This is a genomic window from Bifidobacterium asteroides, assembly GCF_003202695.1.
Lineage (GTDB): Bacteria > Actinomycetota > Actinomycetes > Actinomycetales > Bifidobacteriaceae > Bombiscardovia > Bombiscardovia asteroides_G.
The window spans coordinates 595,844-621,706 of the sequence record NZ_QGLL01000006.1 but is presented as its reverse complement, the minus strand read 5'-3'; the positions used below and the strand labels follow the sequence as shown (position 1 = coordinate 621,706).

Genomic DNA, 25,863 nt, shown 5'->3' with positions numbered 1-25,863 from the left:
CCTCCTGAATCCGACTTTCAAGGGAGGATACTCCGTCGTATTCTGAGGCATTCGATCATCTGGTACAAACGGTGAAACGTGCTGCTGCGAAGCTCGCTCGGCCAAAAGAGCCTGTGTCAATGAAATAGAACAGTGCAAGTCCCGGCCGGGGTTTCTGGACACCATGGTGTTGAACATCTGGTTATCCACCTCGATACAGCTGTTGATTCCCGTCTGCTCCTTGGTCAATTCAAAGTTGTTCTGAACTCTCTTATAGCATTGTCTGATGCCGGTGTCATGGCGTGGTATATAAGCCACCTACCCAAGTTGACTTCTTAGAGTCGCCTTGGTAAGTGGCTGCCATTTCCAGGATAGGACCCTAATCCATGCCGATGAGTATCTACGGACCGGATCCGTCAAGTCTTGCCGCGGAGCCGATGGCCGATTTCCAATCGTGAAGCGCATCAGTTGACTTAATCCTTCGATGCCACTCGTGGATCATGGGGAGTATGACCGGGTCTTGTCCCACTGGCTATACCTTCTTATCTTTGGATGGCTTAATTGCATGACAATACATAGGGCTTGGCAATCGGCAACGTGAGGCGAGTGTGATTGGTGTGGCGTTGATAACCCGTCTGAGGTGCTTCTCCAGCCTTCATTTTGGTTGAGCCATGCTGATAATCCTTGAAAAATGAGGATGTCAAAGACTTTTGGCGGGGGAATTTTTGCTGGGTGAGAGCTTGTGTTGATAGCTTGAGGGGGTCGGACTTGCGCAGGTCACGATGATGCAACCACATAGTCATCAACCAACATCGGTTAGCGAACGATGGTCAGGGAAAGCGAGTGGCAGGGGTATGGAACTGGGCAATCAGATTCGCCGGTATCGCTCGGAGCGGGGCATGTCCCAGGACGATCTTGCGGGGAGGATATTTGTGTCCCGCCAGACCATATCCAACTGGGAGAACGATCGCACCTACCCGGACGTGCAGAACCTGCTCCTCCTGTCCAACCTCTTCGATGTGACCATTGACCAACTGATCAGAGGAGATCTCGACATCATGGATAAGAGCATTGATTCGGAAACTAAAAACCTTCGCCGACTCGGCTTGGTCTGTGGAATTCTCACGGTCTTCATGTTTTTGACCCTTATCGTCGGATTTACTTTCTATTTGAAGTTGAATAAGTCAGATGTGATTCTGTATGCCACGCTTGCCTTGGCTCTGATAACGGGCATTTTGGGTATCATAGCTGCCGCGTACATCGAGCAGATTAAAGCCCGCAATGATGTGCAGACCTATCGGGAGATCAAGGCCTTTCTGTCTGGCGAGGAAGTGGACCGTAGTAAACGAACCCGCTTTGAACGAAAGTGGCTCATGCCTGGAAATCGATACTACAGCCAGGCGTTCAAGTCCCATCCGATTGTGGGGCCGGTCATCAATTTCTGTGTGACTTCTGCCGTTGGATTCTCTCTGGGTGCAGGTATCGTCTGGATTCTGATTCACATCTTTAACATGACCTGACTTGCATAGGAAAAGCAGATCGCACCTCAGAAATACGCTTTTGTATGACATTTCTTGGGTAGAAGTTGAGGGGGGGGGCTATACAGATATTTTTTACTGCTTCTTGAGGTGAACGGTGGTTGTGGTGCCCATCGCGCTGGCCTTGTAGGTGATTTCACCGTTTTCATACGTGAAATCTTTGGTGTCGTCCTGTGAGGCGAGCAAGCTCTGCGACATTTTGTCCTTGTTTCCCTGGCTGGTCCAAGAGTAGCCGCCGGCGGTGGTGGGCGGGGTGAAGCTGCCGGACCAATATAGGCTGGTGGTGTCGGGGCTCACCCAATTGATTTCTATGCTATCAGCGGTCACCGTTGCCTGCTGGTAGTGGTCTTTATCGGAACCGTTTGTCTGCTTCCATGTCCCTGTTAGATCGGCCGGTTGTGGAGCTTTGTTCGTTTTCCTGGGCTCCCCTTGTGAACTGTTCGTTTGCTTTCTTGCATCCGAGCTTGTTGAAGAATTTCCTCCGCAGGATGACAAGCCTATCAACATGACTATTGCGGCTACTGTAGCCGCTATGCCCTTACGCATTTGCGCTTCCTCTCGTCCTCAGTGAACGGCAATAGAATATCATGCAGGCCTAAGTGAGATTGAAGTCGGCATTCATATCAGCCCCCCTCCTGTAGGTCACAGAGATGACGGGTTTACGATGCTAATCGAATACCGTGGAAAACAGCTCCAAGTTTGGAAACAATTCGTTAGCGTTGCTTTTGCACATAGCTCCTGTGGACAGGTATTTGATTGGATTGATAAATTGCAAAATAGGGTCCCCTTGCTCGAAAGTTTGAGCGTGATTCGTCCTTATACTTTTTAGAGTCAATGTGCTGTCAATCTGTCAGTTATTTGAAGAGCAGACGATGTTGTTGATTAGATGCTTGAATGGGAAAGTCATCAGACGATAGATCGAGTCTTTTTTATCAAAGAGGTGTTTGCGCGGCAGGATTGATATGTCTGCTGTGACATTAAAGTTAAGCCTATTTACCTTAAAGCCCTACCGTTTTCAGGGCGCTTGCTGCTTACTGGGTCAGAATATACGAAAAGTACTGTATTCAGTATGTTTAAGGTTTGATGCAGAGTCACCCCGCATTATATATTTCCCCCCACATCTTCTGCTGCAGAAGTTATAGCGGACAGGGAAGCAATGGGAATGTTCAAGAATTTGTTTCAAAGGTAAGTTTGTTTTCAGCAGTCCTAGCAAAGACATATAAGCGACGCATCAGTTACTGCCGGTCGATGTTCAGTATCGTTTTGCCGAGTTACTTGATTATGGCATGTTGTAAGTGAGCGAACTTATGCAGAAAGCGATACATTCACACTGGACCTTGCATGAGTCATGCTCTTCGTTCCCTGCAAAGGTGTCCGTTGATGTTTACACGCACTGATAGAGGGAATCCGAATAATGTTGATGGGTTTCCAGGCTGCGGTGTAGCTTATCAAGCGTGAGGAAAAGGAAGAATGACAAGGGCACGTTGCTGGGTATTGTCATTCTTGCAGTGCTTGGTGTGATCATCATGCATCCGGTGATCTCAGGAATCAGTATTGCGGTTATCATTCTGTTGGTAGTGCTGTATGCGATGGCGCATAAACAGAAGACTCAAGACCTCGGAAATGAGCATATAAGCCCAACCGCTAAGAAAAGGCATGGTCCGAGAGGAAAACATGCAAAACGGCCCGCTGACGAGCTGGTTCCTTTGAACGATAATGCGAAACCTGCCGACAACGATGACGGCTTGCCTGTGGATTATGTGGTGCTTGATACCGAGACGACGGGTCTGCGTGCACAGATGGATCAGATCATCGAGATCGGGGCAGTGAAGGTTCGCGGCCGGAGCATTGTCGACAGTTTCGATACCTTGGTTGATCCCGGCAGGAGTTTGGACAGCAGGATTGTCGAATTGACTGGCATTACTGATGCCATGCTGGACGGTCAGCCGAAGATCGGCGATGTGTTGCCTTTGTTCTGGTCCTGGGTCGGCGACGACCCTGTTGTAGGTCATAATTTGCGCTTCGATATGAGGTTTTTCGAAGCTGAGAGTGCACGAGTGGAGTATACCATGCCCGGCCCAGTGTGCATGGATACCTTACAAATGAGCCGAGCTTTGTTTCCCCAGGAGAAGCACCACCGGCTGCAGGATCTTATTCGCAGATTCGACATCGCAGAGAACGAGGAGCATCGTGCATTGTCTGACGCCGCGCAGACTCAGGAGTGCTTTGAATGGATGCGCCGGTATATGAGCGGGCTAGGCGGTGGGTTCACTACTGTTCTCAATGCGTCAACTTCTTCAGCCAGTGCTTCTACGGCATTGAAGCAGCCTAGGCAGTCCCGGCGTTTCAAGGGGAGAGGTGTGCATCGCCCATGCAATCAGCGTCCCGATGGTCAGTGCATCGTAGAGGGTATAGATAAGTGGCAGACCGTTGGTGTGTCGGGTGCGGCAAAGCATCAGGACCTGTTTAACCGATTCTCCACCAGTGACGAGGTCTGGGTGAGATTGCTGCATGGATTCATCAAAACAGGTAAGTACAAAGGCTGGCCGACAATCCAAGTCTGGCTTGACGGAGAATATGCGGGATGCCTCACCGTATTGCAGACATCACGCCATTACCGCCAGGTTCCGCCTGAAGGCGGCGTATCGTACGCGCATTTCGGCGCGAGAAGTAAAAAGGGAACCTGCCAGTTGCGGGTCTCATTTCCCTATGCCCATGCCGAGATGGAATTGAGCCAATTCGCGCAAACAGCTTCACTGAAGGAAGTTAATATGACTGGTTCAGCGCAGATGAAGTTTGAGATGTAGCCGAATATTCAGATCTGCCTTGATAGTTATCCAACAGAACCGTAAAGCACGGAAGCAAGAAACTTGGCTCAATGGTTCGTATTCCGGGTGAGCTCTGCCTAGGCAGACAGCATTCTGAATAGTCGAGTGCCGATGGCTACCTTGCTGTCAGCCGGGCGGCGGGGGCCGCTATCATGAGAGCCGGAACAGGATCGAGCGGGTCCTTCGGATTGGGGCCCGATGAAGGAATGCGTACATGGCGGATATGGTTGACAATCACAATGACGACGAGGGTCCGGACCTGGGCAGGACCTACCACAGCGGTCCGGTCATTATGCGCGGGCCCATGATTCCTGAGGCGGACGCCAATGCTGGTTTGCTCTCATCGGGCGGTGACACGGACTGGCTGCATATGGATCCTTGGCGGGTGCTGCGCATCCAGGCCGAGTTCGTCGACGGGTTCGGTGCATTGGCGGAGCTGGGGCCGGCAGCCGCCATCTTTGGTTCCGCTCGGACCGGCAGGGAGGATCCTAACTATGCCGCTGCGCGCAAGATGGGCGGCGACTTGGCCAAGGCCGGTATGGCAGTCATTACCGGGGGAGGGCCTGGCATCATGGAGGCGGCCAACAAGGGCGCCGCTGAGGTCGGTGGCAAGTCCGTCGGTCTGGGCATCGAATTGCCCATGGAGCAGGGACTCAACCGCTGGGTGAATCTGGGCATCACCTTCCGCTACTTCTTCGTACGCAAGATGATGTTCATGAAATATTCCTCGGGCATCATCGTCTGCCCCGGTGGGTTCGGTACCCTGGATGAGATGTTTGAGGTGCTGACCCTGGTCCAAACACATAAGGCACCCAGCATGCCCATCGTCCTCTTCGACAGGGCTTACTGGCAGGGGCTCTTTGACTGGATTTCGGACACGGTGAAGCAGCGGGGCATGATTTCTGAGCTGGACCCCGATCTGGTCATCCGCACTGATGATCCGGATGAGGCTGTCGAAGCCATCTTGCGTCACCGTGCCTGAATAATAGGTGCGCGGCAGTCAGTGGGCGCGGGTGGCCATGATCATGCCCGTGCCGATGGGCAGCAGGCAGGATTCCCAGGCGTGGTCTTTGCCTATGACCTCCATGATGGTGCGTAAGGTGGTCGTTTTGGCGGATCTATTGGCCGGGTTGAGCACGCCGCCCTTGTCTGGATTCTCCAGCAGGTCAAAGGCATCCGTGAAGATCAGCTGTCCCCGGTCCTTGAGCAGGCGCGGGGCCTGGTCCATAACCTGCTGGTAGTTGTCCCCATTGCCTGAGACGACGATAAGGTCGTAGTCGCTGGGGTTGAGCTTGGGGAAGTAGGTTCGGGCAGCCGCGTTGACCGCCCGCAGCCTCATGCCTGGATGGACTTTCTCCATGCCAGCGAAAATTTTCTTGACCAGCGAGGTGCCTTGGGCTGTGGAGTCAACGGCGGTGAACTGGCCATGACCATGCAGGCCCGTCATTAGGCGCAGGGCTTCGACCACGGAGCCGTTGCCTACCAGAATGATGGAAGCCGGAGCGTTCCGGCCGGCCAGGAACTGCAGGAAGGCGCCTTGAGACCGGGAACATTGGGCGAATCCGGCCTCTGTAGCCTTGTCTCGCAAGGTCTGCAACCTGTCGGATTCGACGTTCAGAGCGCTTGCCTCGGCGAATTCCCATCCTCTGGCGATGTTGTTGTACGAGGTTTTGTCCATGCTAACCATGGTAACGACTAGAGGGCACAAGCCTGTCGCCGGCTCTTGTTGACCTGTGTGGGCATGAGCTTGGCTACTCCTTGACGGCTTCGACCAGCTTCCACATCTCTTCGCCCACGTCGATCCCTCGGGGGCAGGGTCGGGTGCAGGCCCGTATGGACTGGCAAGCCTGGATTCCGTCCACCTGGTCAATGGCCTCAAGACGTTCCTGCCGATGGCTGTCGCGGGAATCGTTGATGAATCGAGCCGCTGCGATCATGGCTGCCGGGCCGGCGAAGGCCTCACCGCCCGCATAAATGGGGCAGGCCCCCTGGCAGAGTCCGCAGGCGATGCAGGTGCTGAGCAGCTCATACCGGGCCAGCTCTTCCGGGGTTTGCCGGTATTCCGACGCTGGTTCTGCCTTGGCTGCCTTTGTCTGGGCTGCTTGGCTGCTATCAGCAGAGGAATCATCATTGAGCAGATAAGGCTTGAAGCGTCTAATCTGCTCAAACATGGCATCGGTGTCCACTATCAGGTCTCTGAGGGGAGTGAAGCCGGGAAGTGGGCGGATCTCTACTACTGAAGATTCTGCATAGCCTGATGTTTCTGTAGGATGTGGTGTGTCAGTATGGCTTGTAGCTTTTGTAGCGGTTCCGGTTTCCGTAGGATCTGTAGCCGAGAAGTTTGTGGCCGTTGAGTCTGGGACTGAATCTGAGTGCGATGCTGACGTGGATACGGCCGTTGCGGTGGTCGCTGTGCCGGTGCGGCGGAAGGCTGGAGGCTGCTGAGCCTGCGAATTTCCATTAGCTACACCGGGTGTGGCGTATACGTTCGGCATGGTTTTGGATGCGGAAAGGCAGTCGGCGATGGTGGCAGTGCAGAGCAGATCCGGGCGGCCGTTGATGAGCACGGCATCCGATCCGCACATGCCATGTCCGCAGGAGTACCGGAAGTTCAGTGTGGGGTCCACCTCCCGCTTGATCTGCAAAAGGGCATCCAGAACAGTGCGCTGTGGGGCAATGCGGATCGTGTACTCCTGCGTCCAGCGGCGGCCTCGGGCCCGTCGGTTGCCAGCCGTGGCAAAGGGGTTGCTCTTGGCGAATGGGTTGGTTCGTGCCGGACGCTCTGATTGAGGTCGTGGGGTGAACCGGGCTATTCGGAAGGTCACAGGACGGGGATCGCGGTCCGGTGCGGGTGCCTTGGATCCGTCTGAGCCGGTGGACTGTGATGTCACGGTTGCTCCTGTCCTTGCTCGGGATATGGCCCGATGCCCATTGATATGCGCGGACTCCATCCTAATCCCTGACTGACCAGGATCGGTGTCGAACAGGTGCCTGTCTGACCAGTTTGGGTTCAGAGTCCATAATCGGAGTCCATCAGTAGCTGCGGCCCTTGGGAGGCATGTCGACGATATGAACAGGCTGCCAGGAGACGTCTTCCTTTGCATCGATCATGGTGTGAGCCAGATAGTGTTCGTCATCGCGCCGCGGATAATCGCTGCGATATAGGGCGCCGCGGGACTCCTGACGTTGTAGGCTGGCATTCAACACAGCCCGGGCCAGTGTCAGCAGGTTGTCCACCTCCATGATGGCGGTGACTTCCTGGTTGAGTACTGCTGTCTCACTGTGCGCACGCAGCTGTTTTGCATCAGCTTCCAGTTGATCCAGACCGAGCAAACCCTTTTCAATGCTGCCCTGATCGCATCGGACGGCAACGGCCTCCTCCATCAGCCGTCCCAATCGACCCATCAGCGCATAAGGGTTGTTCAGGCTGGCTTCATCACCGGGGTCGGAGGCTTCGCCTTGGTCGTCAGCCAATGCTGGTTCTGAGGGCTTGGCTTCACTCGCGCCAGTCAGCAACTCGTCCAGGAAGGCCTGACGCTTTTGCAGAGCTTGTGTGAGCGGAGACGTGTCGGTCATGTCGTTTAGCTCGTCGGCTTTGGATATGACCGCGGCGATGGTCTGCCCGGTCCTGGTGCCAAAGAGGCAGGCGTCCAGCAGGGAGTTGCCGCCCAGTCGGTTGGCTCCGTGAACGCTGACACAGGAGCATTCCCCGGCGGCGAACAGTCTGTCGATGATTCGACGGTGGCCATTCTGCCAGCGGTAGACGCGGCCACGATCGGTAATGGGGATGCCTCCCATGGTGTAGTGAGCGGTGGGTTTGACCGGAACCATGTCCACAGTGGGATCCAGGTGGGCGTAGCGATGGATGGTCTCGGTGACCTGGGGGAGCAGGGCAGTCATGCGCTGGCCGTCAATGCTGGTCATGTCCAGCCAGACGCAATCATGAGGCCCGTCCGGGTCCGATGGATCGGCTACCCCGCGACCTGCATCAATTTCGGCCATGATGGAACGGCTGACCACATCCCTGGCGGCCAGGTCGCCGTGTCCCGGCGCATAGTCCTGCATGAAGGCCCGGCCCTGACTGTTCCTGAGCACGCCGCCTTCTGCGCGGGAGGCCTCCGACAGCAGGATGCCGGTGTGGCCCAGGCCGGTGGGATGGAATTGGATGAACTCCACATCCTCCAGCTGCAGGCCGGCCTGCAGGGCGAGCGCCATGCCGTCACCGGTCAGATCCCAGGAGTTGGAGGTCGTATGGAAGAGTCGGCCGGCCCCGCCCGTGCACAGGACGATATTGTCGGCTTGGATGGCTTGCAGCTTGCCGGCGTGGGTGTCCAGGACGATCAGTCCGCGGGCCTGGCCGCCGGTTTCCTCATCAGCAGGGGGGTCGACGACCAGATCGGTCACATACCATTCCTCAGCGAACTCGACTCCCAGACGCAGGCACTGCTGCCACAGGGCGTGCAGGATCTGGTGGCCGATACGGTCGGCTGCATAGGCTGCTCTCCTGACTGGGTGGCCACCATAATCGGCGGTATGGCCGCCAAACTTCCTCTGGGCGATGTGCCCGTCTTCAGTCCTTGAGAAGGCCACTCCGTCATGCTCCAGTTCGATGATGATGCCCGGGGCCTGCTCGGCCAGAATCCGCACGGCATCCTGGTCAGCCAGCCAGTCGCTGCCCTTGATGGTGTCGTAGTAGTGCCAATGCCAGTCATCTTTCTCCTGATTGCCCAGACTGGCCGCGATGCCACCCTCTGCTGAGCCGGTGTGGGACCGCAGGGGCTGTAACTTGGAGACGACGAGGACCTTTGGAGATAAGCCGCTCTTGCTTCTGTTGCCCTCCAGAGCCCTGTACAGTCCCAGAGCGGTTGACAGCCCGGCTGCTCCGGCTCCGACGATGACGGCATCATAGCGGTTTTTGACCTTCTGCGGATTCATACCAACGATACTGTCACGACCCGTTGATAGTGGCGTCCCTTCCAGCCCATGTCTGCTTGCGCGGGCAGAATGGGTCTTATGACCGAACTTTCCTTCTCCCAGCATGTGTATCAGGTCGTCAGGCGGATCCCTCGCGGCAAGGTGGCCACCTACGGTCAGGTCGCATCCTTGACTGGTCACCCGCGCAACGCCAGGTTCGTAGGTTATGCGCTTCATGACAACCCTGAACCCGGGGTGATTCCCTGTCATCGCGTGGTCTTCCGCGATGGTTCTCTGGCACCGGGATTCGCCTTTGGCGGTCCTGAACGTCAGCGTCGGCTGCTGGAGGATGAGGGCGTTCATTTTGTTCCTCCGAGTACCGATGAATCGGCTGGTGCAGACGGCTGGGTGGTGGATTTGGATCGTTGCCGCTGGCAGGCCTGATTCTTCAGGTGCTCAGCTACGACGCATCCGTCCTGCATGTTGATCAGACCACGAATCTCCAGGGATCCCAGCAGTTGCATCAGATGCCTGACGGAGAACTCATGTCCCTGATCGGCCAGCTCAGCGCGAAGCTGTCCCGTCATGGGCGGACCATTTCGACGCTGGCAGGTGCTGATAGCCGCCAGCACGGTTGCCTCTTCCTTGGTTAGGCACTCGTCATCTGCTTTTTTGTATTCACTGTCAGTTCCCGGATTTGATGGCTGGGTTGAATAATCCTCTCTGTGCTGAGAGTGGGTTGAAGGTTCGTCTCTATCAGTCCGGGATTGTTTGAGCACGGTTGGGCCCGGTTGACCGCCGTTTATGGTCTGGTTCGGATGATCCGAACCAATCGTCGGTGTGCGTCGCGCGTTATGCCTGTTCGTTTGATTACCGCGTGATTCGGCGTTATCGACTGAAGCGGAGACTTCTTGACGGACGAACTTGCTGGGGTGAACCGGTCCATGGGCAGGGTGGCAAATGTCTCGGATGTCGGATGCAGACAGGAGTAGCTCCGCCTTGCCCTCATGGATGAGCCGGTTGCAGCCGGTGTTTTCCGGTTGATCGATTCTGCCAGGAGCGGCCAGTACGCGACGACCCAGCTCGACACCCCAGTTGGCTGTGTTCAACGCGCCTGATCTGTGCCGTGCCTGTGCCACTACGATGTCGGAGGCCAGGGCGGCGATGATCCGGTTGCGTAGCAGGAACCGACGCGCCTCGGGGATGGTTCCGGGCGGTAGTTCGCTGATCAGTGTGCCGCCATCTGCCTCGATGTTTTCGAACAGACGGCTGTTGCGCTTGGGACCCATGTGCAGCAAGCCTCCGGCAAAAACGGCGACCGTGCGTCCGCCACCGGCAGCCAGGGCTCCCCAGTGGGCGGCGGCATCCGTGCCCATGGCCCCGCCGGAGACGACCAGGTGGCCTTCGCCAGCAGCCTTCCTGGCTATCTGGTGAGCAGTGGACCGACCATACTCGTCACATGTCCTTGACCCGACCACGGCCAAGGGTCGGTCACAGCAGATCAATGTTTCGGGATTGCCTTGCCCCCACAGGCAGAGGGGAGGGGCCCAGTCGGAGCGGCGTGCCAGGTCATCCACCTGGCCTGGCCAGCAGGGATCGCTTGGGGTCATCACCCAGAATCGGCCACCGCCAGTCATCATGGTCCGCACCTGGTCGGTGTCCATGGCAAGCAAGGGTGTCAGGCGTCTCCGCCAGGAGTTGCTGATCTTGTGGAACCGGATGAGGTCCTCGGGGTTCGTTTGTCGTCCCCACCGAGCCGTCCCCTTCAGAAAGCGTTCATCCAGTCTCGTGCGAGCAGCATCATGAGGGCCGTCAGTCCCGGCCTGGTTTGGCGCTCTTAGTTCGATCAGATTTCGACAAAGATCGGCCGCCTGGTCCGAGCCCAGAAGACAGGCAATCATAAAAGCATCGGGACCATCTGCCGCTAGAGTCAACACGGTCCTGGTAAGCCAGTCGCTTTCGACCATGGTCATCGGCCGCGGCTGGTCGTCAGGCATAGTCTTCATCATGGGTTGGGCCATCTCAGACGGCCCTTGTTCTGAGCAGGATGCCGGTGGTCACATCGTCGGCACCGGGGCTGGTCCGTCCGTCCAGGTCTGCCAGAGTCCACGCCAGGCGCATGGTGCGGTCGGCACCTCGCAGGCTGATCCGCTGCCTGCGCAGGGCCTGATCGACGACCGAACGTGCCTTGGCTGACGTGTTCTGACGCAGCCATTCGCCGCTGATCTGAGCGTTGCAGGTCCAACCTTGCTTGTGAAAACGCTCTTTTGCCGTCTGGCGGGCGCGGGTCACACGCTGGCGGATCTGAGCGCTGTGCTGGCGTGGACGGTGGTCGTCGAATCCGGGGCCGGTCACCGGGGGGACCGTGGTCTGGATGTCGATGCGGTCCATGATTGGTCCGGACAGCCTGTTCCAGTAGCGGAGGCGCTCGCGGGGCGTGCAGGTGCAGCGCTCGCCGGTGCCGTATCCGTACCCGCAAGGGCAGGGGTTGGCGGCCATGACCAGCTGGAAACGAGCCGGGAAGGTGGTGCTGCCCTTGGCCCGGGACAAGAAGATTCGCCCGATCTCCAAGGGCTCACGCAGGGATTGGATCACCCTTGGGGAGAATTCCGGAGCCTCATCCATGAAGAGGACGCCGCGGTGGGCACGAGTGATGGCACCGGGGGTGGCCAGTCCGGCGCCGCCTCCAACCATGGCCGCCATGGAGATCGTATGATGAGGAGCCTCGAAAGGCGGCACATCGGAGATCCCATATTGGCTCAGCGTGCCGCACAGGGATCGAATGGAGGCCACTTCCAGCTGTTGAACAGCGTCCAAGGCGGGCATGATGCTGGGAAGCCGTTCAGCCAGCATGCTTTTGCCGGCTCCTGGAGGGCCGACCATGAGCATGTGGTGACCGCCGGCTGCAGCCACCATCATGGCCCACTTGGTCTCCTCTTGGCCGATTACGTCAGCCATGTCCGGCTTGGGCGGAGATGGGTCGGCATTGGCGGGGGAGTTGTCTTCATGACCTGAGTTACTGGAATGCACACTCGCTATGGCGGTTGACTTATCAGAGTCTTGACGAGTGTCTGCTTCGGAGATGGCGATCCTGCTTCGCCCACCCAAGGCCTGGATGAGCTGGCCCAGGTGGCGTAGTCCCACGACCTCAATATCGGGTACCAGATGAGCTTCGTCAAGGTTGTCTGCAGGGACGAAAGCCCGTGTGATCCCCTGGGACCTGGCCTGCGTCAGAATGGGCAGCAGACCGTTGATGGGCAGAATCGTGCCATCCAGGTTGAGTTCGCCCAGGATGACCGTATGATCCAGACCATCTGTCGGAAGCGCACCGCCTGCCTCGAGGACGCTGGTCGCAATGGCCAAATCGTGCGATGAGCCATGCTTGGGCTTTGAAGCAGGGGACATGTTGACGGTGACCCTGGTCTGCGGCCAACGGAATCCGCAGGCTGAGCACGCGGATTTGACCCGTTCCCGCGACTCCGACAGGGAGGTATCCGGCAGGCCGATAATGGAGAAGTACGGCAGACCTGGGGAGATGAAGGACTGCACGTGGATGAGGAAGGCCTTGAGGCCTATCAATCCCACAGAATTAGCTGATCCAAGACGCATCAGAAGGCCTCTCTGGTATGTTTAAGGAAGACTGATCCCGGATTCCACCCGCCCCTGCCTGAGCGGTTGGATCCTCGGACAGCCTTGTTGAATGTCTGACAGGAAGCCGAGGGATAGGATCCTTCGGAATACATGCTTCTGGCAGGATCAGACTTGACTGACAGACTGATGACATCGAAGCGGGTGCCACGATGCTGTGCGTGGGGATCTCGGTCGTGGCTGATCAGCCATTGGACTGCTGCGCGACGCAGGTGGGACTGTTTGCGCGGGCTGACAGCTTGCTCTGGGGATCCGAAGCGTCCGGTGCGCCTGGTCTTGACCTCTACAAAGACCAGAACCGCCTCGGGATCCAGAGCGATGATGTCCAGCTCGCCGAACCTGTTTCTCCAATTTCGGGCTAAGATTCTCCAATTTCGTTGTCGCAGCCACTGGCAGGCGTAGTCTTCGCCCAATCGTCCGAGCTTTTGGCTGTTTATGCCATTGACCCTGATCTGTCGTTCAACATCTGCTAGCTCCATGTCGATAGATTTATGCTTGCTTGTACCTGATGTGGTCCTGCAAGGTTGGATGATTTCTGGGTTGTCGGCAGATCCTATGGAATCGGGCAGAGGGCTTATAGGCTGCGCAACCGATGGGTCTATGGCCATAGCGTCAGTATCTCTTCTGTCGCCCCTGTCGTTGATGACAGTGTGGTGATTGGTTGGTCTGATCAGTGCTTGTGTGTCCATATTTCTAGAAGACCACTGAAAGGAAGTCCGTGACCAGTCGAACCAGGCATGTGGTCGAATGAGTTTGCGCGCACACGATAGTGGATGAACGAGTGGATTTACGATGCCGACGTTGCGTGCATTGCGCGTATCTCTATGTCAGACAAGGGCGGCAGAGGCGAGGAGGTGCAAAAGAACCGACACAAAGACGAAAACAGAAATCAAAGAAACAGAAATCTAGAAGGCAGAAAAGGTAGCACAAAGAAAAGCGAATAAGCATAGGGGCAGGTAAGCAGTCAGCTAAAAGAACATAAATAAAGAGACCGGAAGGCACCGCCGGCGAATTCGCTGGCAATGTATTCCGGTCTGCTGTGACTGGCTTGCTCTTTGACTGATATGTCACCTAGTCGACTGCGTATTTGGTATTTGGCTGGCAGGAATGCGGTGATTGAGGCGCCTGGGTTTCTGTTCATCCACCTTGGTCTCTCATGCTTGACAAGTGCCCAGACTCTTAAGTCACTTTCAGCGACCTTGTAATCACTGCTCCTGCATCAGAGCGGTCATCTGCCCCAGATCCAGCTCGAAGCTGACCCCGCGCTGCTGATAGTCGGGTTGATTGCGTGTATGCTGCATGGCCGAGCGGACGAATTCGCCGGCGATCCGAGCGGCATCGGCCAAGCCTCGTCCTGCAAAGAGCGCCCCGCAGAGGCTGGAGGCAAAGGCATCGCCGGTTCCGTGGATCATGAAGGGCAGCTTGTCATGGACCAGTTCGGTGCGCTCGCTGACTCCACCATGATCTGCTGAGGCCACGAAGTTGCGCAGCTTGCCATCCTTCCGGTCGATGCCCTTGATGATGACGTTTTTCGCGCCCATGTCCAGCAGGCGGCCCAGACGCTCGCCAACCTGGGCATCGTCGAGGTCCTGGCCTTCATAGTCGATGCCGGTCAGCAGGCTGACCTCGGTCAAGTTGGGCATGAGCAGGTCGGCCCCATCGACCAGATTGGTCACGGCCCGGCACATTTCCTCGGTGTAGGTGGGATACATGGATCCGCCGTCGCCCATGACCGGGTCGACCAGCCGCAGGGCCTTGGGGTATTCCCGATACATGCGCTGAATAATGTCGACCTGCTCGGCGCTGCCCAGGAACCCGCTGTAGATTCCGTCCAGTTCGACGCCCTCCTTCTGCCAGGCATCCAGGTATCCCGGCAGCATCTCGGTGGTGTCATGGAAGGTGTAGTCCTTGAACATGGTGTGCGCGCTGAACAGGGCGGTGGGCACCGGGCAAACGTCGCATCCTGCTGCCGAAAGGATGGGAATGGCGGCCGTCAGCGAGCATTTGCCATACCCGCACATGTCATGCACAGCGGCGACTCGGGGGATGTACTTGCTGTCGCGCTGGTAGAGCCTGTTCTGATCGTCCGTCTGTCCGGCCATCTCTTGAACTCCTTCATGCCTGCTGAGGCTGTTCGCAGCGGAGCCTTCTCCGTTGCTTACTCGACTCTACAGCGGAGGGGTTAAACGGGCACCGCCGCGTGTGGAATATCGAGATGAAAAAGGCCCGCTTTCAACCTTTTGGAAGCTGTTATAAAAAAGGACGATACCGAAAAGTCCTTTCCGGCTTGAACTGGTGGGCTTGGGCCGCTTATGGTCGCAGTCAAGAACTTGGACGAGGATGAATCACCCGCAGGCGCTTTATCCGTCAGGAACAGATAGGAATCGACATGACCGACCAGAACCCGCACAAGTACCATTTCGAGACGCTTCAGCTCCATGTGGGCCAGGAGCAGGCCGACCCCGCCACTGATTCTCGGGCCGTGCCGATTTACGCCACCACCAGCTACGTATTTCACAACTTCGACCACGCCGAGGCCCGGTTCGCGCTGAAGGACCCGGGCAACATTTACGGCCGTCTGACCAACTCAACCCAAGGGGTGTTCGAAGACAGGATCGCCGCCCTGGAAGACGGCACTGCAGGCTTGGCTGTGGCTTCGGGGGCCGCCGCTGTGGAGTATGCCTTCCGGAACATCACCCAGACCGGGGACCATATCGTGTCCTCCAAGAACATCTACGGTGGCACTTTCAACCTCCTCAAGCACACCTTGCCTCGCGACGGTGTCGAGACCACCTTCGTGGATCCTTCGGACCCGTCCAACTTCGGGTCGGCCATCCAGGACAACACCAAGCTGGTCTTCTTCGAGACCTTCGGCAACCCCAACGCCGATCTGCCCGACTTCGAGGCCATCTCCAAGATCGCCCATGACCACAACCTGCCGGTGATCGTCGACAACACCTTCGCCACTCCTTACCTGTTCCGGCCGCTGGAGCACGGAGCTGACATCGTCGTGGAATCGGCCACCAAGTTCATCGGCGGCCATGGCACCACCCTGGGCGGGGTCGTCGTGGAAGGCGGCCAGTTCGACTGGGCGGCAGTACCCGGCAAGTTCCCCACCTTGACCGAACCCGACCCCAGCTACCACGGTCTGCGCTTCTACCAGGATCTGGGGGCTGCGGCCTTCGTCACCCGCATTCGCGCCATCCTCCTGCGTGACACCGGCGCCGTCATCTCGCCCTTTGCAGCCTTCCTCCTCCTGCAGGGGACCGAGACGCTCTCGCTGAGGGTTGAGCGCCACGTTGAGAACGCCCTGAAGGTGGTGGATTATCTTCAGACCGTGCCGGAGGTGGAGTCGGTCAGCCACCCGGCCATCGAGGGACGCCCCGATCACGAGCTCTATAAGCGGTACTTCCCGAACGGGGCTGGCTCCATCTTCACCTTCGATCTGAAGGGCGGCAAGGATGCGGCCAGGGTCTTCATCAACAACTTGCATCTTTTCTCCCTGCTGGCCAACGTGGCTGATGTGAAGTCCCTGGCCATCCATCCGGCATCGACCACCCACTCCCAGGAGACGCCGGAGGAGCTGGAGGATCAGGCCATCCATCCCGGCACCATCCGGCTCTCCATCGGCACGGAGAACATCGAGGACATTCTGGATGATCTCAAGGGTGCCTTCCAGGCATTGAAGGAGTCCGGTCTGGCCAAGTAACCGGCAATCATACTTCCTTCCTGGTCACGTATATGCGTGATATACGACCGAGAAGGTGAGAAAACAGAAGGTGCCTGTCGAAACCTCATTACGTTTCGATGGGCATCTTTGGTATATGCCTCCTCCCCTCATTTTCCGGTTGCAGGCAGCGCCTGACTGGCTGAGTGTGATGTTCGGGTGAATAAGACAAGGGCATGAAGCATGGAGCAAAGACAAGGGCGCCTTCCGATCCCTCGTCTGGTGCGGGCGAATCGAAGCAGATCGCCCAGGTGGCCATCAAGACCCAGGGGCTGATCAAGGACTACGGGAGTGGGGAAAACCTGGTCCATATCCTGCGCGGCGTGGATGTTGAATTCGAGCGGGGCAGGTTCACGGTCATCATGGGCCCCTCCGGCTCGGGCAAGTCCACTCTCATGCAAACCCTGGCCGGCTTGGACACCGCTACCTCCGGACATGTCTACCTGAACGGGGCCGATGCCGAAAGGGTGAAAGGCAGGCGGGCCAACCGTCGTGGAGGGCAGAGGGGGTGGTCGACCTGACCACGCTCAATGACAATCAGCTGACTCTCTTGAGGCGCCAGAGCCTAGGCTTTATTTTCCAGAGCTTTAACCTGCTACCCATGTTTACGGCTAGGCAGAATATACTCATCCCCCTGATCCTGGATGGGGCCAAGCCAGACACAACCTGGCTGAGCGTTCTGGCCAAGACCCTAGGCTTGGAGGAGAGGTTGACCCACCGGCCCAGCGAGCTTTCGGGTGGTCAGCAGCAACGTGTGGCCATCGCCAGGGCCTTCATCACCAAACCTTCCATTGTCTTTGCGGACGAGCCCGTTGGAAACCTGGATACGGCCTCCTCGACCGAGGTGCTCAGCTTCCTGCGGGATTCGGTCCGCGAGCTGGGACAGACCATCATCATGGTTACGCATGATGTTTTTTGCAGCTTCCTTTGCCGACCTGGCTTTGGTATTTGCGGGTGGTCGAATCGTGGCAGACCAGGACAGCCCCAGTGGATTCCATGAACGCCTTGCTCCCTGAGGAAGTCATGGCCCCCGCAGCTACAGCTAACTCGGCTGCTGGTCGCTAGGGGGAATGCTCATGTGGTTTGCTGCCAGGAAAATGATGCGGCATGACTTGGGCATGATGGTTCCCGCCGGCATCGCCGTAGTCGTCGGAACACTGTTTATTGCCATGACCTTCCTCTTCGGCAACACCATGGACATTTCCATGCGGCGTATGGTCTCTTCCGATGCTGCCAGGCCAACTGCGCCATCATCCCCGCGGAAAACAGCAATTCAGATCAGAAAAGGGTGAAGGACTTCAGAACCGAGGAGCTGGCAAAAGTCCCAGGCGTTCACACAGTCAGATCCGATGCCCAGCTCATGGCGGATGTCCGCGCAGGCAAGATCAAGAGCGAGAGCGTAATCGCCATTCCTGTGACGGATTCATCACTGATGCCGGTCGGTCTGTCCAAGGGATCCTGGCCTCGCGCAGATGACCAAGTGGTCTTACCCGGGCCGGCTGGTGTCCAGGCTCAGGCTCAGGCTCTCCCTGGGTGACCAGGTGAATCTGAACCTGTCGCCTAACATGCTGTATATTTCCGAGGACCTTGGGCCGAAACGGCAGGCCAGCGCTGACCAGGTTGCGGGCAGGTTCATATCGAAGCCCCTGACCTTTGGCCTGATGGTTCCATGTCTTGAGTCTCATGTCTCTTGTGTCGAACATGATGTTCTTCATCTCCGCAGGTGTCCATCCCCGCCACCCCGCGTTGATTTGGATGATGCCCGCCTAACAGGACGAATTCTTCAGCACAGTCATCCGTAAGGATGATTGCTTTCATCGCTCCTAGGGACCATATCGCGGCAGTCGATAGCCGCATAGGGTCGGAAGCTGACGGGAGAAAGGCTTCCTCGCGGATAAGGAGCACCATGCAGCACAAAGCGGATACTTCGTCTTCACAAGGACTAATAGACAGAGCAGGCCAACGCGTCGCGGGACCACCGGCCGTCAGCGCCAGGCAGCTGACCAAGGATTATGGGCAAGGTTCGAATGCTGTCCATGCTCTTCGCGGAATCGACGTGAATTTCGAGCAAGGCCGGTTCACGGCTATCATGGGCCCTTCAGGTTCGGGCAAGTCAACGCTCATGCACGTTCTAGCCGGTCTGGATACTGTCACCTCTGGCCATGTCTATATGGCCGCTGATCTTCTGCAGCCGAAGAGCAGACATCGTCATCATTCATCGATCGATCAGGCTGGCCGAGTCGACCTGACACGACTGGACGACCGTCAGCTGACCCTGATCAGGCGGCGACATCTGGGATTCATCTTCCAGAGCTTCAACCTGCTGCCTATGTTTACGGCCAAACAGAACATCCTCATGCCGCTGGTACTGGACGGCATTCGGCCTGACACCCCGTGGATGGAGCAGCTGGTAGAGACGCTGGGTTTGTCGGAGAGGCTGAACCATCTTCCCGGTGAATTATCCGGGGGACAGCAGCAGCGGGTCGCCATCGCCAGAGCACTGATAACCAAACCCGGTCTGGTCTTCGCGGATGAACCGACGGGGAACCTGGACCTGGCCGCCAGCACTGGTGTTCTGAAGTTCCTGCGCGATTCCGTACGCGAGTTGAACCAGACCGTCATCATGGTCACCCATGATGCCTATGCCGCATCCTATGCCGACCGTGCGCTGGTCTTTGCCGACGGACAGATCGTTGCGGACCGACAGGATCCGACGGTGAAAGCCATGAACGATCTTCTGGCTGAACAAGTTTCGGCTGGCGCTGCTGACTATTCCCAGGTACAGGACTAGGGGGTGCATTGTGTGGCGGATAACCCGTACGATGATGAAGCGCGATGCACGAATGATGATGCCGGCTGGTCTGGCCATCGTGATCGGCACCCTCTTTATGTGCCTGACACTTCTTTTTGGCAACGTGGCGAATGCCTCCATGCGTCACGAGATCAGCATGGATGCCGGCCAAGCCAATTATGCTGTGACAGCCAGAAGGGATCAGGACAAGCCAATTCTGTTCGACGAGTTCGATAGCAGGGGGTTGTCGAAACTGCAGGGGGTTCGTGGTCTGCGCCCCGATGTCAACCTCATGGTGGATACGGAAGCAAACGGTCAGTCCAGCAAGGGGATTCTGGCGATTATGGGTGCCAGGCAGGAGCTCATGCCTATCGATTTGGATCGGGGACAATGGCCGGATTCAGACGATCAGGTTGTACTCCCACGTTCCATCGCCGATAGGCTCCGGGCGCGCCTCGGGGATAAGGTGCGCCTCCATCTATCCCCGTTGATGCTGCCAGGAAGTGACAGTGCTCCGGATTCTTCAAATAAAGAAAGCCTTGTCCACCAAGGCACTGTGGACTTGACCATCTCAGGCATCTGCAAGAGCCATGGTGGACAGTACGACGACTTCGGCGGAGCTGTGGTGCTGACGAGATCTCGGATTGATCGTCTGCTGACTAAGGCGAGAATGGTTGGACCGGAGTCCCTTCCTGTGGAAAACATCTATCTGGAGGTTGATGGTCAAGGCAAGGACCTCCAGAACACTCTGCATGAGATCAGCCGATACGTTCCCGACGGATACCGGCTGGAGGATCGTCGCGCCATGGAGGACAGGCTGCTCAGTGAGCAGACCGGCAATGGTGTGAACATCATGACTGTCTTCCTCATGACTTTCGGTGTGCTGGCCATGGTGGTGGCTGCCTTGGTGATTGCCAACACCTTCCAGATCATGGTGGCCAGACAGCGCAGATATCTGGCCCTGTTGAGGGTTATTGGCGCGGATCGACGGCAAATCAGGGTAGGCGTGCTGCAGCAGGCCCTGCTTCTTGGTGTCATATCGTCCTTGTTAGGCATCCTGCTGGCCATGGGTTTGATGGGCCTTGCCGGTTGCCTCGGTTTGCATTCGGGCACCATGAAGCTTGCACTTCTGCTTACTCCTGCTGCTCTTCTGGTTCCGTTTGCGCTTGGCGTTCTGGCAACCTTGGTGGCTGCCTTTGGGTCTACGCGTACGGCTATCAGGGTCAGACCGCTTGAAGCCCTGCAGCCAGTGGATCATCAGGAGCGAGGAAGCAGGAAACGGACCGGTCTGCTGATCAGCATCCTGCTGGAGGTCATTGGCATAGCGTTCGTGATCTGGTCCTCTGGGCGCGTCAGGGAGCTAGTCAGGACAAACACCGGCGATACAGTCAAGACCAGTAATCAGCAGGAACTCTTGCTAGGTCTCGCGGTATTTGGTGTTTTGCTGATTTTCCTGGGTGCGCTGATCGGTGCGCGTCGGTGGATTCCAGCTCTTCTGCGTTGCCTGGGTAGGCCTGTGTCCCGGATTGGACCATCTTGCAAGGTTGGAGTGGCGAATATCGCTTGCAATCCCTCACGAGTCGCTGCCACAGGTGTTGCTCTCCTGATCGGCGTTACCCTGGTCTCCACTCTGGCTACGGGTGCGGCAACCACTAAACGGACCTTGGCCAAGGATATTGATCAGCGTTATTCCTTGGATATTGAAATATCTGGTCAGGGGCTGAACAAGAAAAATGTGCGGGACATTGAGCGTATTCAAGGTGTTGCTGATGCAGAGCTGGTGCAGCGATTCAATGCCAAGGTCGAGTCAGGAGGCCCCTCACAAGATTCCATGACTGTCTATGCCTTGGATGCTTCACGGATAAGGCATGTGCTTGATGCCGATCTGGGTCCAGGTATGCAAAGGTCGGATGCGCTGCTGGTATCGACCAGAACGATTTCCAAGCATTCCGGTTACCGGGATGGAAGTCAGTTGAAGTTGTCGATAGCTGATCCTCAGGCGGACGATGAACGTGGAAAAGAGGCAGTTGCAGAAAGAACATTGACTGGGGTCTTTGCCGGATTCGGCCGGCTGGATACCAGTGGCGTCTACGCAATTACGGACTCCCGGAATGTCGCTGGGATAAACACCGAGACGCATGAAATCTGGATCAGGACGCAGGGAGATCGCGATGCCGCACTGCTCTTGGATGACATACGTCAGGCTGTCGGAGAGCATGACGACATAGCTATCAGCGGTGGGCTGACGCAAAAGAGGCTATGGGGCGAAAGAATCGATTCCTTGTTGGCGATCATGGTGGCCTTGCTGGGCGTTGCGGTCATTATCGCCCTGATAGGGGTCTCCAACACTTTGATGATGTCGGTGCTGGAACGCCGTCGTGAGACCGCCACGCTCAGGGCAATCGGCATGAGCAGCGGCCAGGTTCGCCGATCCTTGGGAGTCGAAGCCTGCATGATTGCCCTAGGAGCCAGTTTGGCTGGAATCATTCTAGGAATGCTATTCGGGTGGATAGGAGCTTATCAGGTCTTTGTGCCTTTAGGATCTGTGACCTTCACCGTGCCATGGTCGGCTTTTGCGCTGATACTGCCAGTGGCCTTGCTGGCTGCGGTGGCAGCCAGTGTGCTGCCAGCCAGGGAGGCAGTCAAGGTTTCACCCATTGAGGCGCTCAGTGACGATTGATGCTGACTGATGGCCGTGTTCATACCAGATGGTTTTCGTAAGCGAAGACCACTGCTTGGACGCGGTCGCGGGCATTGATTTTCTGAAGAATATGAGTGACATGGGTTTTCACTGTGGGCAGTGAGATCCCCAGATTGTCAGCAATCTCCTGGTTGCTCAGGCCTTGGGCTATGTGAATCAGGACCTGCAGCTCGCGATCAGTGAGCAGGTCCGCTTCGGGATCGCGATAGGTTGATTCCGATGGCATGGATTCGGCCGCTGGCATGTCGTGGGCCATGTGTTCTATCAGTCGTTTTGTAGCCGAAGGGGCGATGATCGCATTGCCCTGGTGGACTGTACGGATGGAGGATAACAGGGTTTCAGGTTCGGTATCCTTGAGCAGAAATCCTGATGCGCCGGCTTTTATAGCAGCCATGACGTATTCGTCAAGATCAAAGGTGGTCAGCACAATGACCCTGGGCTCCGGGCGGTCAGGTGACAAAGCAGTGATCTGGCGGGTGGCTGCCAAACCATCCATGCCGGGCATGCGAACGTCCATGAGGATCACATCAGGCCGCAGGCGTGAGGCCAGATCTACTGCTTGCTCGCCGTCTGCGCCTTGGCCGACCACGGTCATGTCATCCTGGGAGCCGATGACCATGGCAAAACCGGCACGGACCAGATCCTGGTCATCCACGATTGCAACGTTGATGGGTTCGGTCCGTTCCATGACTGCCTGCTTCTTTCCGTTAGATGATGGCCAGCGCCACTATCCGATTTTATCTGAGTTGAGTGTTGCGAGGAATTACGACTGGATTCAATTCGGAGCCAGGGTAATCGCTGTCTGATTGATTGTTGTCTGAGTAATTGCTGGCTAAGCGACTATCGTCAGAAAGACTTTCAACTGGTGAAGTTATGCTCGTCACCAATCAATTCCCGGAGTGACGAATCTTCGGGTGCGTAGTTCATGGGGTGCTCAATTTTTCGAGTGTGCTGATGATTACTTGACATGATCATTTTCCTGTGTGCTGTCCATAGGAGATGTTCATTATCAAGAACGCCTATGTCAGGAGTCCGATTGGTCCGGCTGGTCCGATTGGACATACTCTGGTTCCTTATCCTGTTGCGAATCTTGTGGACGGTCGTCAAGCTGATCATCAAGATCTACTGGCAGAGGTTTGGCTGGGTGAAGGGCCGGCAAAGGTGTGGTCTTGTGGGTGGGCTTGTCCATCTGGTTCCTGTATGAATTGAGGCTCTTGTTTGGGTTATCGGTGATGTCAGTGTTTGAATGCAAATCGGTGCTGGAACTGTGACGCAGGATTGTGAGCAGTTGGCGCATTCGAGCCAGGGCCTGGCGTCCTTGGCTCGCAATGTCGCCGAAGGCTTGCGCTACCTGCTCTGGTGGAGGGTCTACTCCCTTGACTTGGTAATCGTTCAACTCGGCGATGGCTTTGCTGGTGGATGCAATGACTGTATTCAGTGTGGCAGCCACCTCTACCTGCATGGTGGCGCCGATAAGTTCCCGCTCTTGATTGGCGGCTAGAGCCTGGCTTTCCTGCAGGGTCTGGCTCAGCGCGCGCTCGCGTTCCTGCTGGAGGAGCAGGACCGAACCACGGGTGCGTCGGCGGGAGGCAATCAGAATGGTCAGCAGACAGATCAAGGCCGGTGCGGCCATCACTATGAAAAGCGTTAAATGGGATGCAGAAAAAGATGGCTCTTCTGGTCCTTCTGCCAAGTAGGACAAAATGGTGGGGCACCCTTGGTTATTGACTGCACATCTAACAGCCCATAAAACCATATCCGTGATGACCGCGAACGGAACCCAGCGTCTGGTGGTGTTTTTACCGTAAACCATTGCCGAATAGACGGCGATTGGTGACGAGACTGCAGCTTCTGGCAGCCAAGGTGAGAAGAGCAGCAGCAGGGCGGCGACTGCAGCTACTATAACGGCGCAAATACCGGGACGGACCCTGCGCACAATCAGAGGCAAAGCGAGACTTAGCGTGGCGATGATTCTTCCTGGCCGACTCGGATCATACTGGGGAGTGACAGGTGCTATAGCAAGAGCTTGACCTGGATTCTCTACCAATACGAGTCCGATCACCAAACCCAGGTCGGCTGTCAATGGGTGGCGTTGAAACCAAATGAAGAGCGTGGAGACAATCGAGTGGAGGGACCATTGAGCTTGTCGATTCGCATGTATCCCCGCCTCGGGTTCGGATTTTGGCTGAGCGGCAAAAGGAATCCACGCCTGGAGGTGGTAACCGCCTTCTGGTTTGGGACCAGCTTGAAGGTTGCCTCCCAGAGAAGTCAGCCGTTCGCGCATCCCTAAAAGGCCAAAACCTGAATGCTCGGGTTGTTCCATCTGCGGCGGAGAGTCTGAATTGGTAGGGGCATGGTCGAACGGGTGGTCGTCGATGGCAAGGCTCAGACCGTCCGTGAGCCACTGTTCTTCGATCAGCACGTTTGAAGCCGGAACGGCATGCTTGCGGATATTGGTCAAGGCTTCTTGAAGGACCCGGTAGGCAGTTAAGGCGTGGCTGCGATCCAACTTTTCTGGGCAGGGTCGGCCTTCAATGCGTCGGCTGAATCGGGATTCTGGTTGAGCGAGTCGGGCGGTTTCTATCAGGTCTGTCCATGATCCGTAGCTGGTCGGCGGGTTGCTTGAAGATGTGGCAGCCGAGGGCCAAGTATGTGCATTGTCTGGCGTATCAACGTTGGCCTTGGCAGTGTTTGCGGTTCGAGCCTCTTTAATTGTGGGAGGGCAGCCGCTGACTTGAATTGGTTGAGCGCGTTCTGCATCAACTGAATTGCGAACATGAGCGTTCGTGGTTTGGGCACTTGCTTGGGATTGGTCAGGGAGCTGGATATGGGCTGGGTCCGTTGGTTGTGGGGAAAATGGGTGTTGACTGGGAGGGGAAACCGCTGTCTTTTGGCTGGTGTCGGGCGCCAAATTGGTTGGAGCCTTGAGTTTGCCGAAGAGCGAGCTCAGCTCACGTAAGGCACGACGGCTCTCTTGATCGATGGTGCGCATGGTCTTGAGTGCCAGCTCGGCATTGCCAGTGGCTGCGTACCTGCCGGCATCTGCCTGCACAATGACAATGGACAGAGTGTGGGCGACGACATCGTGCATGTCACGCGCTATGCGGGCCCGTTCAGCGCTGGCAGATAGGGATGCGCTTTTTTCTGCCTGCAGCGCCAAGGCGTGGTTGCGTCGCCGGGCCTCGCCGAGAGCATCCTGTCTGGTCCGCGTCCAGTAGGCTGCAACGATGGCTATGAGCAGCAGAAGCCCCTCGATCAGAAAATTCGATAGGAAGGTGATTGCCAGATCTTTGAATGAGGTCGGCAACATTGAGGTGTGGTCCGGCTGCGTCTTGCCCGGAGGCAGAAACCCCAAATCGACCAATGTGAAGATAAGGCAGGATAGGGGCGTCATGACCCAGGCCACGGTCAGGTAGAGTCGACGCAAGGATGGACGTCCGTAGAGCATACAGGAATAGACCATCACCAGGCAGACTGCATCGGAGAGCATGATGGCAGGCCCTAACAGGAGCTGAGCCAGAGCCACAGCGACGAAGAGTCCGGCTGCTAGATCGGGGAATCGGCGACGGATAACGACAGGGGCTATGAGCAGGGCCGTCCACATCAGGATTAGGTTTTCCTGCAATGGGATCAGGGCTCCATCTCTCAGATTGGCGCTGGAGCCGCTCACCAGCAGAAACAGAGCGATGGCAAAGAGGGCGTCAGTCAGCAACATTCGATTGTTGGACCTGGTGATC

The 25,863-nt window shown here is 56.9% G+C and carries 19 protein-coding genes and 1 pseudogene; 10 read left to right on the top strand and 10 right to left on the bottom strand.

Annotation, left to right across the window (positions count from 1 at the left end; translation table 11 throughout):
* Positions 1-761: 761 nt before the first annotated feature.
* Positions 762-1,499, top strand: coding sequence for a helix-turn-helix transcriptional regulator (locus DKK75_RS04630; protein WP_110452254.1), 738 nt, complete (start codon positions 762-764; stop codon positions 1,497-1,499).
* A gap of 93 nt (positions 1,500-1,592) precedes the next feature.
* Here the strand turns inward: DKK75_RS04630 and DKK75_RS04625 are convergent, their stop codons facing one another.
* Positions 1,593-2,063 (bottom strand): hypothetical protein, encoded by a 471-nt coding sequence (locus DKK75_RS04625; RefSeq protein ID WP_110452253.1) that lies wholly within the window; start codon positions 2,061-2,063, stop codon positions 1,593-1,595.
* A gap of 908 nt (positions 2,064-2,971) precedes the next feature.
* Here DKK75_RS04625 and DKK75_RS04620 point away from each other — a divergent pair.
* Both DKK75_RS04620 and DKK75_RS04615 read left to right on the top strand, forming a co-directional pair.
* A complete protein-coding gene (locus tag DKK75_RS04620) occupies positions 2,972-4,324 on the top strand; it encodes a 3'-5' exonuclease (protein ID WP_258333152.1) in 1,353 nt (450 codons plus the stop codon).
* A 235-nt stretch (positions 4,325-4,559) separates the two neighbouring features.
* The gene (locus DKK75_RS04615; RefSeq protein WP_110452252.1) at positions 4,560-5,327 is read left to right on the top strand and encodes an LOG family protein; all 768 of its coding nucleotides are present in this window, start codon (positions 4,560-4,562) and stop codon (positions 5,325-5,327) included.
* Positions 5,328-5,345: 18 nt separating this feature from the next.
* Here the strand turns inward: DKK75_RS04615 and DKK75_RS04610 are convergent, their stop codons facing one another.
* The 3 genes from DKK75_RS04610 to DKK75_RS04600 all read right to left on the bottom strand — a co-directional run bounded on the left by DKK75_RS04610 (position 5,346) and on the right by DKK75_RS04600 (position 9,280).
* Positions 5,346-6,023, bottom strand: a complete 678-nt coding sequence (locus tag DKK75_RS04610; RefSeq protein ID WP_181414453.1) for an O-methyltransferase — start codon at positions 6,021-6,023, stop codon at positions 5,346-5,348.
* Positions 6,024-6,096: 73 nt separating this feature from the next.
* Positions 6,097-7,236 carry a succinate dehydrogenase/fumarate reductase iron-sulfur subunit gene (locus tag DKK75_RS04605; RefSeq protein ID WP_445337708.1) on the bottom strand — a complete coding sequence of 380 codons (1,140 nt, stop codon included), beginning with the start codon at positions 7,234-7,236 and terminating at the stop codon, positions 6,097-6,099.
* A 142-nt stretch (positions 7,237-7,378) separates the two neighbouring features.
* Complete coding sequence (locus DKK75_RS04600) at positions 7,379-9,280, bottom strand: FAD-dependent oxidoreductase (RefSeq protein WP_110452249.1); 1,902 nt, start codon at positions 9,278-9,280, stop codon at positions 7,379-7,381.
* Between the two features lie 78 nt (positions 9,281-9,358).
* On the opposite strand from DKK75_RS04600, the gene DKK75_RS04595 reads away from it, so the two are divergent.
* The gene (locus tag DKK75_RS04595) at positions 9,359-9,703 is read left to right on the top strand and encodes an MGMT family protein (protein WP_181414452.1); all 345 of its coding nucleotides are present in this window, start codon (positions 9,359-9,361) and stop codon (positions 9,701-9,703) included.
* On the opposite strand, the gene DKK75_RS04590 is transcribed toward DKK75_RS04595, so the two are convergent.
* The 4 genes from DKK75_RS04590 to DKK75_RS04575 form a co-directional block, all read right to left on the bottom strand.
* Positions 9,619-11,268, bottom strand: a complete 1,650-nt coding sequence (locus DKK75_RS04590) for a DNA-processing protein DprA (protein ID WP_258333151.1) — start codon at positions 11,266-11,268, stop codon at positions 9,619-9,621. The two genes, DKK75_RS04595 and DKK75_RS04590, sit on opposite strands and share 85 nt — an antisense overlap.
* A 13-nt stretch (positions 11,269-11,281) precedes the next feature.
* Entirely contained in the window at positions 11,282-12,868 is a 1,587-nt protein-coding gene (locus DKK75_RS04585; RefSeq protein ID WP_110452248.1) for a YifB family Mg chelatase-like AAA ATPase, read from the bottom strand.
* Complete coding sequence (locus DKK75_RS04580) at positions 12,868-13,386, bottom strand: YraN family protein (RefSeq protein ID WP_110452247.1); 519 nt, start codon at positions 13,384-13,386, stop codon at positions 12,868-12,870. The genes DKK75_RS04585 and DKK75_RS04580 overlap by 1 nt, the downstream gene beginning before the upstream one ends.
* A gap of 726 nt (positions 13,387-14,112) precedes the next feature.
* A complete protein-coding gene (locus tag DKK75_RS04575; protein ID WP_110452246.1) occupies positions 14,113-15,009 on the bottom strand; it encodes a pyridoxamine kinase in 897 nt (298 codons plus the stop codon).
* Between the two features lie 287 nt (positions 15,010-15,296).
* Between DKK75_RS04575 and DKK75_RS04570 the strand changes: the two genes are divergently transcribed.
* From DKK75_RS04570 to DKK75_RS04545, 6 genes and pseudogenes are all read left to right on the top strand, one after another.
* Positions 15,297-16,616, top strand: a complete 1,320-nt coding sequence (locus DKK75_RS04570) for an O-acetylhomoserine aminocarboxypropyltransferase/cysteine synthase family protein (protein WP_110452245.1) — start codon at positions 15,297-15,299, stop codon at positions 16,614-16,616.
* Positions 16,617-16,810: 194 nt separating this feature from the next.
* Positions 16,811-17,699: pseudogene (locus DKK75_RS04565) on the top strand (ABC transporter ATP-binding protein).
* Positions 17,700-17,752: 53 nt separating this feature from the next.
* Positions 17,753-17,926 carry a hypothetical protein gene (locus tag DKK75_RS04560; RefSeq protein ID WP_181414451.1) on the top strand — a complete coding sequence of 58 codons (174 nt, stop codon included), beginning with the start codon at positions 17,753-17,755 and terminating at the stop codon, positions 17,924-17,926.
* Positions 17,923-18,171, top strand: coding sequence for a hypothetical protein (locus tag DKK75_RS04555; RefSeq protein ID WP_110452243.1), 249 nt, complete (start codon positions 17,923-17,925; stop codon positions 18,169-18,171). The genes DKK75_RS04560 and DKK75_RS04555 overlap by 4 nt, the downstream gene beginning before the upstream one ends.
* A gap of 369 nt (positions 18,172-18,540) precedes the next feature.
* Positions 18,541-19,425, top strand: a complete 885-nt coding sequence (locus DKK75_RS04550; protein ID WP_110452242.1) for an ABC transporter ATP-binding protein — start codon at positions 18,541-18,543, stop codon at positions 19,423-19,425.
* Positions 19,426-19,456: 31 nt separating this feature from the next.
* Positions 19,457-22,105, top strand: a complete 2,649-nt coding sequence (locus tag DKK75_RS04545) for an ABC transporter permease (protein WP_110452241.1) — start codon at positions 19,457-19,459, stop codon at positions 22,103-22,105.
* A 19-nt stretch (positions 22,106-22,124) separates the two neighbouring features.
* Here DKK75_RS04545 and DKK75_RS04540 read toward each other — a convergent pair whose 3' ends face one another.
* Together DKK75_RS04540 and DKK75_RS04535 are read right to left on the bottom strand one after the other, a co-directional pair.
* Positions 22,125-22,814: a response regulator gene (locus tag DKK75_RS04540; protein ID WP_110452240.1), complete on the bottom strand. Its 690-nt coding sequence runs from the start codon at positions 22,812-22,814 to the stop codon at positions 22,125-22,127.
* Positions 22,815-23,150: 336 nt separating this feature from the next.
* Positions 23,151-25,841 carry a DUF7134 domain-containing protein gene (locus tag DKK75_RS04535; RefSeq protein WP_258333150.1) on the bottom strand — a complete coding sequence of 897 codons (2,691 nt, stop codon included), beginning with the start codon at positions 25,839-25,841 and terminating at the stop codon, positions 23,151-23,153.
* Positions 25,842-25,863 lie beyond the last annotated feature (22 nt).